The sequence below is a fragment of the Flavobacterium sp. genome (genome assembly GCF_044368625.1).
Taxonomy (GTDB): Bacteria; Bacteroidota; Bacteroidia; order Flavobacteriales; family Flavobacteriaceae; genus Flavobacterium.
The window spans coordinates 1-7,704 of sequence record NZ_JBIPPD010000162.1; the positions used below are offsets into that span (position 1 = coordinate 1).

General features: G+C 34.9%; 6 protein-coding genes. All 6 read right to left on the reverse strand.

Translation table 11 applies throughout. The features are described from left to right. Window positions 1-103: 103 nt before the first annotated feature. Complete coding sequence (locus ACIQ2X_RS11720) at window positions 104-616, reverse strand: hypothetical protein (RefSeq protein WP_396179102.1); 513 nt, start codon at window positions 614-616, stop codon at window positions 104-106. Between the two features lie 72 nt (window positions 617-688). Then, window positions 689-1,675 (reverse strand): T9SS C-terminal target domain-containing protein, encoded by a 987-nt coding sequence (locus ACIQ2X_RS11725; protein ID WP_396179103.1) that lies wholly within the window; start codon window positions 1,673-1,675, stop codon window positions 689-691. Further along, window positions 1,676-3,061, reverse strand: a complete 1,386-nt coding sequence (locus ACIQ2X_RS11730; protein ID WP_396179104.1) for a sensor histidine kinase — start codon at window positions 3,059-3,061, stop codon at window positions 1,676-1,678. A gap of 8 nt (window positions 3,062-3,069) precedes the next feature. Continuing rightward, complete coding sequence (locus tag ACIQ2X_RS11735; RefSeq protein WP_396179105.1) at window positions 3,070-3,732, reverse strand: response regulator transcription factor; 663 nt, start codon at window positions 3,730-3,732, stop codon at window positions 3,070-3,072. A gap of 59 nt (window positions 3,733-3,791) precedes the next feature. Beyond that, entirely contained in the window at window positions 3,792-5,747 is a 1,956-nt protein-coding gene (locus tag ACIQ2X_RS11740) for an LTA synthase family protein (RefSeq protein WP_396179106.1), read from the reverse strand. A gap of 92 nt (window positions 5,748-5,839) precedes the next feature. Then, a partial coding sequence (locus ACIQ2X_RS11745; protein WP_396179107.1) for a hypothetical protein occupies window positions 5,840-7,704 on the reverse strand: 1,865 nt, incomplete at its 5' end.

The following is a 7,704-nucleotide window of genomic DNA, read 5'->3' on the forward strand; positions in this document are numbered from 1 at the left end:
AAATAAGACTTAAAAACAATTCAACCCTACTTTTTAAATAGATAAAATAAAAAAAGAGAAACAACTTAACGTTATTTCTCCTTTAATATATATACAGAAAAAATTATTTTTTATTCAGCACTGTTATTTTTGTGTCGTCAATTCCAAAGGTTTTAATTACCGAATCATAATCGTTAAAATCCAAATTGGGCATTTTTGAAAAATAACCAGGAATTATCACGATTCTAAATGTTTGATTTTGGATGAACTGTGGCGTTGTTGCCAAATTATAGGTTCCGCCGGCATAAATAGTGAAGTCCACGGCACTAAAATCGTAGTCGTAATCCAATTCGCCCTCATTTAAAAACAAAGTTCTCGGAATCAATTGCCAAATGGGTGTTTGCGGATTAATAGTTCCCGACATGCGGTAAATCAAAATATTGTCGGAATCAAAAAGCACAGGATTCAAGTTTTGAAAAATCGTGTATTCGTTATTTTGATTGAGTTGGAAGTTAACATTTTGAAGTTCAAAAACTTCGCTTGCAGGTCCTGCAGGTCCTTGTGGTCCTGGATCTCCATCGCAACTGGATAAAGTGGTGAGTCCAATAATAGCTAATAGTAAAAATATACGTTTCATAATTTCAAATTTATAATGTTAATGTTAAAAGTATTTCAAAAATCAATCCAAAAAAACACTTTTAAGATAATTTTAGTGGTTCCGTACTGTTTTTAATAAATACGATTTCAAATAATCCGAAAGATCAATACTATGCAACTTTTGCGGTACCGAAATCAAAGGCTTTCGTTGAAAAGCTTCGTTGGTTAAATAATAATGTAAACCGTCCTTAGTTGCGATTCCCTCCACTTGATGAAACGGTAGTGCTAGTTTTATTTTCCGCTTGTTTCCCGAAAAAAAATCATTACCGTTGTAGTCGTATAGCAGGTACACAAATGGTTTCAACATTTTCGAATATCCAGATAGTGCAATTATTTTCTGATCTTCAAGAATTACTCCTCCTGTAATAAGTCCTTTCACGTTGAATTCGGCTTTAAATTTCGCTTGGTGTTCTCCTTTTGTTTTGGGTAGCACATGCAAACTTGCTTTTTTGCTACTCCACTCTTTTGTTACCAAATAAATACTGTCGCGGGTTACAAGTAGCGTTTCGCAATCAAAATCAGTTGTATTTGCTTTTTGATTTTCAAAAGAAAACTGCTTTTCAAATGAAAAAGAAATGGTATCCACAACCGTTTTATTTTGCAGCAAAGCGTTTTTTTCGATTTTTAAAATGTGTAAGTCTTTTCGATTTCCGTTTACATTATTGCCGAGATCTCCGATGTAGATGTAGGCGCTGTCTTGCGCAATTGCTTCCCAATCGGTATTTCTCACTTTTGTAATTGCTAATTTTTGCACCTTTTTTCCCAGCGAATCGAACGAATACAAATGCGTATCTCCATCGTCGTTCATGGTCCATAACTTGTTTTTCCAATACAACAAACCTGAGGATTCGTGTACAGCATCACTTAATGTAACAGAAAAATCTGGTTTGATTTTATTTTTTGAATACACACAGCTGCCGTCGTTTCGATCGGCTTTTGAATCGTAATTTTTGGCCTGTTGGTCCGTACATCCGTTACGTTGTGCACAAACAATGTTCGAAAAAAATGTGATGAAAAATAAGATAGTTATCGACCTCATTTATTGTTGATATTTCATTTTCAAAGTAATCAAAGTTCCAACGTTTTCAGCATCTACAGTAATTTCGAATTGCAATACACTACTTAAACGACTCACAATTGACAATCCCAAACCGCTACCTTTTACTTCAGGATGTTCTGAGGGTTCAGAGCGATAAAAAGGATTGAAAATTTTATCCAAATCCGTTTTTGAAATTCCGACGCCGTAATCTTGCAACTTAAAAATCAATTCATTTTGGTTTTTTACAGCACTAATTTCAATTTTGCCACCATCAAACGAGTATTTGACGGCATTCGAAATCAAGTTATGAAGCACAATTGAAAATAAATACGGATCGGTTTCTAGATAAAAATCTTTTTCGAAGAAAGTTTCTACTTGTAGTTTTTTTTTAGAAATTACTTCGGAATAACGGGCAATTGCATCCAAAATTAGCGCGTTAAAAAAAACAACCTCCTTTTTAACTTCACTTTTTTGGTTTTCAAAACGGGCCAAAAGTAAAAGTTCATCTACTAGAAAATTCATTCGGTTGACTTCGGAAATGCAATAGTTAATTTTTTCTTCGTATTCACTTTGCGATCGTGGTTTTCGTAACACCACTTCTAAGGTTCCTTTAATCACGGCAAGTGGTGTTCGTAATTCATGCGAAGCATCAGCCGTAAATTGTTTTTCGCGTGCCACTGCACCTTCTATACGATCCAATAAATCATTAATTGTTTTAGAAAGTTTATAGAGCTCGTCTTTGTTTTGCGGAAGGGCAATTCGGGCGCTCAAATTATCTTTCGAAATTAAGGAAGTCGTTTCTATAATCGCTGAGACAGGTTGAATACTTCTTCCCACAATAAATCGCGTAATGAAATAGAGGACGAGCAAAATTAAAAAATAACCGATGAATAAAATTTCGCCTAAATTGAGTAACACTATTTTTGCGTCTTGAAGCGACATGGCAATCAAAACGTAGCCTTTTAAATCGCCGTTGTGAAAAACAGGAAACTGTACTTGACGGACGCTGTTTTTGCTTAAGCTTGTATCGTAAAATGTCTTTTCGTTGACTTTTTGTTTTAAAAACAGGGAATAGCCTCCTAAATTAGGTGATTTGTCAATGTTTTTACCAAAATTGTCTACTAATTGAATAAAAATAGGATTGATTCCAAGCGATTTATGTTCGCGTTCCTCCCATTCTTCTAAATTCGAAATATGAAAAGCGGCACCTTCCACCACAATTTGCTCGGAAATGGCCGTAACTTCTGCTTGCAAATCGCGATCAATATCCGAATACACACTTACTTTTACGCTATAAAACACGACAAAAAACACCGCAAATATGAGTAAAGCGGTGCTGACAATGTAATAACGGGCAATTCTATTTTTGAACGAAACAGTTGGCATAATGAAATTTAATCGTTTGCAATATAACCAATACCACGAATGGTTTTGATTAATTCTTGGTCTTTTGGGAGATTTAATTTTTTGCGAATGCTGTTCATAAAAACATCAATCACACCTGTATCGTATTCAAAATGAATGTTCCAAACCTCTTCAATGATTTGCGTTCGTGAACATGCCTTTCCTTTATTTTTTATTAAGAAATAAAGCAGCTCAAATTCTCTCTGGGTCAAAGTTACCTTACGTTCTAAAACGTGTACTTCGTGCTTGAGTAAATGCATCAAAATAGGTCCCAAAGTAACACTCTCGGGAACTATATCTTTACGAAAATAAACGTTTATTCGCGCCAGAAGTTCGTCAAAACTAAAAGGTTTTTTGATGTAATCATTGGCTCCTGCTTTCAATCCTTCAATTGTATCTTGAACGGTATCGCGAGCGGTGAGGAATAAAATAGGCGTTTGAATACCGTTTTCCCGAACTTTTCTGCAAACCTCAATACCTGAAATTTTAGGCAACGTCCAGTCCAACAAAATCAAATCGGGTTTTGACTGTTGAATCAATTCCCAGCCTGTTTTCCCGTCGTTTGCAATTAACACCGTAAACTGTTCTTCTTCTAAACCTTGTTTTAAAAAATTGGTGATGCCAATTTCATCTTCTATAATGGCGATTTTCATTTGGGTAATGTACTTGGAAAGTTAATTTTTGTAATCTAATAAGTAAATCTAGAACAATTTTATTTCTCTTCCAATTTCTTGTGGGTAAACAAATAATCAGCGGTTTGATACATTGAAATGGATTCCTTTAAAAAAGAGGCATTCATAGGAATTTTAGTCAATTCATTTGTGGCTTTATTCCATGAGTAAAAATGTTGTTTCTTCTGATTGGACAAAATCATGATTTCGTTGTTTTTCATGTAACCCAATTTTAAATACGTTCCTAAAAATGCACGTGGTTCAAATGCATTTTCAAGTACATTTTGTCCGTAGAAATTCGACTCGTAGCTCCAATTCAACATGCCAAATAACGTTGGAAAAACATCAATTTGAGAACATAATTTGGATACTTTTTGAGGTTTAATGTTCGAACCGTAAATCATCACTGGAATGTGATAATTGGCTACATCAATTTCATCTTTTCCTGCCGAACTTGCGCAATGGTCGGCAATCACAACAAAAATGGTGTTTTTAAACCACGGTTTGGTTTTGGCTTTTTCAAAAAGTTGTTGCAAAGCAAAATCGGCATATTGAGCCGCTCCATTTCGACTTGTTCCCGATGGAATTGTAATTTTCTTTTCGGGATAACTAAAAGGTTTATGGTTGGAAGTTGTCATTACAAAATTCAAAAACGGCTTTTTTTCGGCATAATAAGTGTCGGCAACTGAAATTAATTTGGAATAAACATCTTCATCGCAAGCGCCCCAAGCATTTTCAAAAGTAACTTCTTCGTCTGAAATAGTGTTGCGATTGGCTTTAATTTTATCACTTAAAATACTACCTCTACCCCGATCGTAAATATCAAAACCATTTCCGCCAAAGAAAGCGTTCATATTATCAAAATATCCATCGCCACCGTAAAAGAAATTACACTGATAATTTTTTTGTTTAAAAACGGTTGCAATTGTAAATAAATTGCTGTTTTCTGGACGTTTAACAATACTACTTCCGGGCGTCGGCGGAATGGATAAAGTTACCGCCTCCATTCCGCGAACCGTTCGTGTACCTGTGGCATACAAGTTGCTAAAAAGCAGACTTTCTTGCGCCAACTTGTCCATAAATGGCGTTATTTCTTTTTCGTTTCCAAACTCTTGCATAAAATTAGCACTCATACTTTCCATCAAAACAAAAATCACATTCGGACGTTGTTCGCTAGCAGCTGTATCCGTAATTGTTCTACGGATGGCAATTGAATCTGCGTCAAACTGCATTTTTGAATTTTTTAAGCTGGCGCGAACGGCAGCAAAAGCCACATCAGTTGGAATGGTAGTGTAAAATGTTTCATAGTCCAATTTGCTGTTTCGGAATTCTGCAAAAAACGAATAAATACCTGCCTTTGAAATCTCGTTGTTGTACCTATTTTCGGACCATTCGGCATCCGCATTTGTAACTGCTGAAGCATAAAATCCAGCAACGAAAACCGAAATTGAAAAGTAAAGTAGTTTGGTTTTGAAAGTTGGTTTTGCAGAAAAAGTAGCTGTAAAACTGGATCGTTTACTAAACAAATACATCAAACCAGCAGTTATTAAAAGCATTGAAGGCACTAAAATTATCAGAGGATACGATTCGTTAATGTTATGGATTACTTCAAACGTATAGATTAAATAATCAACGGCTACAAAATTAAAACGGCATTTGAACTCGTCCCAAAAAGTGATTTCGGCAAAGAAAGTAAAAACAAAAATCAATAAGGAGAGTGTGAAAAAAAAGTACACAAATGCTTTATCCGCCCAACTTCCAATCCATTTTGTGGGTACAAACAATAAATAAAAACTGCTGAGCAACCAAATCAAAGATAAAACTCCAGTATCAAAAAATACACCGTAAAGAATTGTTTTAACTACCCCAAAGACTGTAGTATTGACTTCTGAAAACTGCCAAACGACAAAAATAATTCGCAATACAACCGACGAAAACAAAAACCAGAGGGAGAAATCGAAAAGTAATTTATATCGTTTTGAAAAATGAAAATGCATCTTAAAGTAAAATTGGTTAAGATGCAAAATTCAAATATTTCAGTTCGAACTTGCTTAAGAATGGCTCAAGAGTTTCTTAATATTTGATTAAATTACAACAATCCGTTGTATTTTCTAACGAACCATTCAATTGCTAAAAATAATGCCATCAAGATGAGCATTAAAATATGGTCTATAATTGGTTTCTTGATTGTAATTTCCTTTTCAACCGCTGTAAAATCGGCATTTTCTATAAGTGATTTAATTAAAGAATCGATTTGATTGGGCATATAAGAAGTTCCCTTAGTTTGCGAAGCCAACTGATTCAATTGCGCTACATTTGGATTTACAAATTGCTGTTCGATATCGAAATCAAGCAGTTCAAATGTGTTGGAATAGGTGGTATTTGAATTGAGTTCTTTGACAACAAAACTGTATTTTCCGGCTGACAAACCTGCTAAATCGACTGAAAAGGAATTTTTTCCTTTTAGTAAATCGTAGTTTGTGGTTTTATTCGTTTGTGCATTCTTTACAGCAATAGTCAATCGGGCTTTTTCGTCAAACTCGTAATTTTTATTAAAATATTGAGCCCCAATAATTAATGCATCTCCAGCATTGTAAAACGCTTCATGTTCGACAACGAGTGATTTTCGGGAGTTCGTGGTGGCCAAATATTGAATAATTTTATCTACAAAAATGTCAAAAGATTCAAACGATTCCTTTTTTATATTCGTTTGCATTCGCCAACGCCAAATGTTTTCGCCCAATAAATAAGCCGTTCGGGGATTTTGATTGCTGAATGAAAGTAAAGGCGAACCGGCATCAATGGCACGAATTTTAGAACCCAATAAAGTAGTTGTCGCTCCCTTTACTTGAACCGTACCGTACAGATTATTCAATGGTGGAAAGGCTTCAAAACCGATATTGTCAGTAGAAAATAAATTAAAATTAGTATCAAAAGTAGCAGTAAACTCTTCCGATTGGGAACTCATTTTAAATGTCAACTCTTTTTGTTGTTGATTCAAAAAGTTATAATCGGTTTGTGTTCCGGTAATAATCCAAGTGGGTAATTGCAGATTTCTATTGGTGTCAAAAATGGATTTAAAAGTCGCATTGGGTTGATATAAAATCAACACATTATATTTGGTCAAATCCGACGCGTCGGGTTTTAAAATCGTAACGTTTCTTTGTGTATTTTGCTCGATAGAACGTTTTAACGAGCCAATATCGGGGTGATTGATGACCGATATAATTGCTACTTCCGATTTTTGATCAATGACTTCGACCGCAAATTTCTTGGAATTATTATAGGTGTTTTTTTCTTGTAATTTCGAAGAAACTGTTGCTTGGTAAATTTGTAATCCTACCGAATTTGCCGGTAAAAGTGTGTTTACAATAGCTGTCTTTTTGTTGGGACCGAAGGAAACGCTCTGTTGTAAAACCGTTGAATTGCCTTGTTTTATTGTAAATTTTGCTTCAACACTTTGATTACCAGAATAAGATAAAAAGACTTCGGCCGGAAATTTATTTTTATGAAAAGCGTACTTATTGACGTTAATTTGACTGATTTTTAAATCGGTAAAAATAGTCGTGTCACCCAAAATTACTGGGTAAACTGTAGATTTATTAGGAAAACTAAACGCATAATCGGCACCTATTGTCTGGTTTCCGTCGGTTAGCAATATTACTGGAAATCGCTTGTTTTTGTGAATGCTTTTCAAATTTTTGGCAACGGCTTCGATATTGGATTGTTTTCCTTTAAAATCGAATGTGGACTCGGTTTCAAAGTCGGTGTCGAAACGGTAGGTTTGGACTTCGAATTTATTTTGCAATTCCTTATTGGTACTCAGTTGTTGATAAACAGTTCGAGCATTTTCATCGGCTTTGAGGTATTTTAACGATGCCGAATTGTCCATTACCAAGGCCAAAGGTGCTTTTTGAATTTCGTAGGAAACCTGTGTTATTTTGGGATTTATGA

Bases quoted from the DNA above. Each gene is read 5' to 3' on its own strand.
- ACIQ2X_RS11720 (WP_396179102.1), bottom strand. From the start codon at position 616: ATGAAACGTATATTTTTACTATTAGCTATTATTGGACTCACCACTTTA.
- ACIQ2X_RS11725 (WP_396179103.1), bottom strand. From the start codon at position 1,675: ATGAGGTCGATAACTATCTTATTTTTCATCACATTTTTTTCGAACATT.
- ACIQ2X_RS11730 (WP_396179104.1), bottom strand. From the start codon at position 3,061: ATGCCAACTGTTTCGTTCAAAAATAGAATTGCCCGTTATTACATTGTC.
- ACIQ2X_RS11735 (WP_396179105.1), bottom strand. From the start codon at position 3,732: ATGAAAATCGCCATTATAGAAGATGAAATTGGCATCACCAATTTTTTA.
- ACIQ2X_RS11740 (WP_396179106.1), bottom strand. From the start codon at position 5,747: ATGCATTTTCATTTTTCAAAACGATATAAATTACTTTTCGATTTCTCC.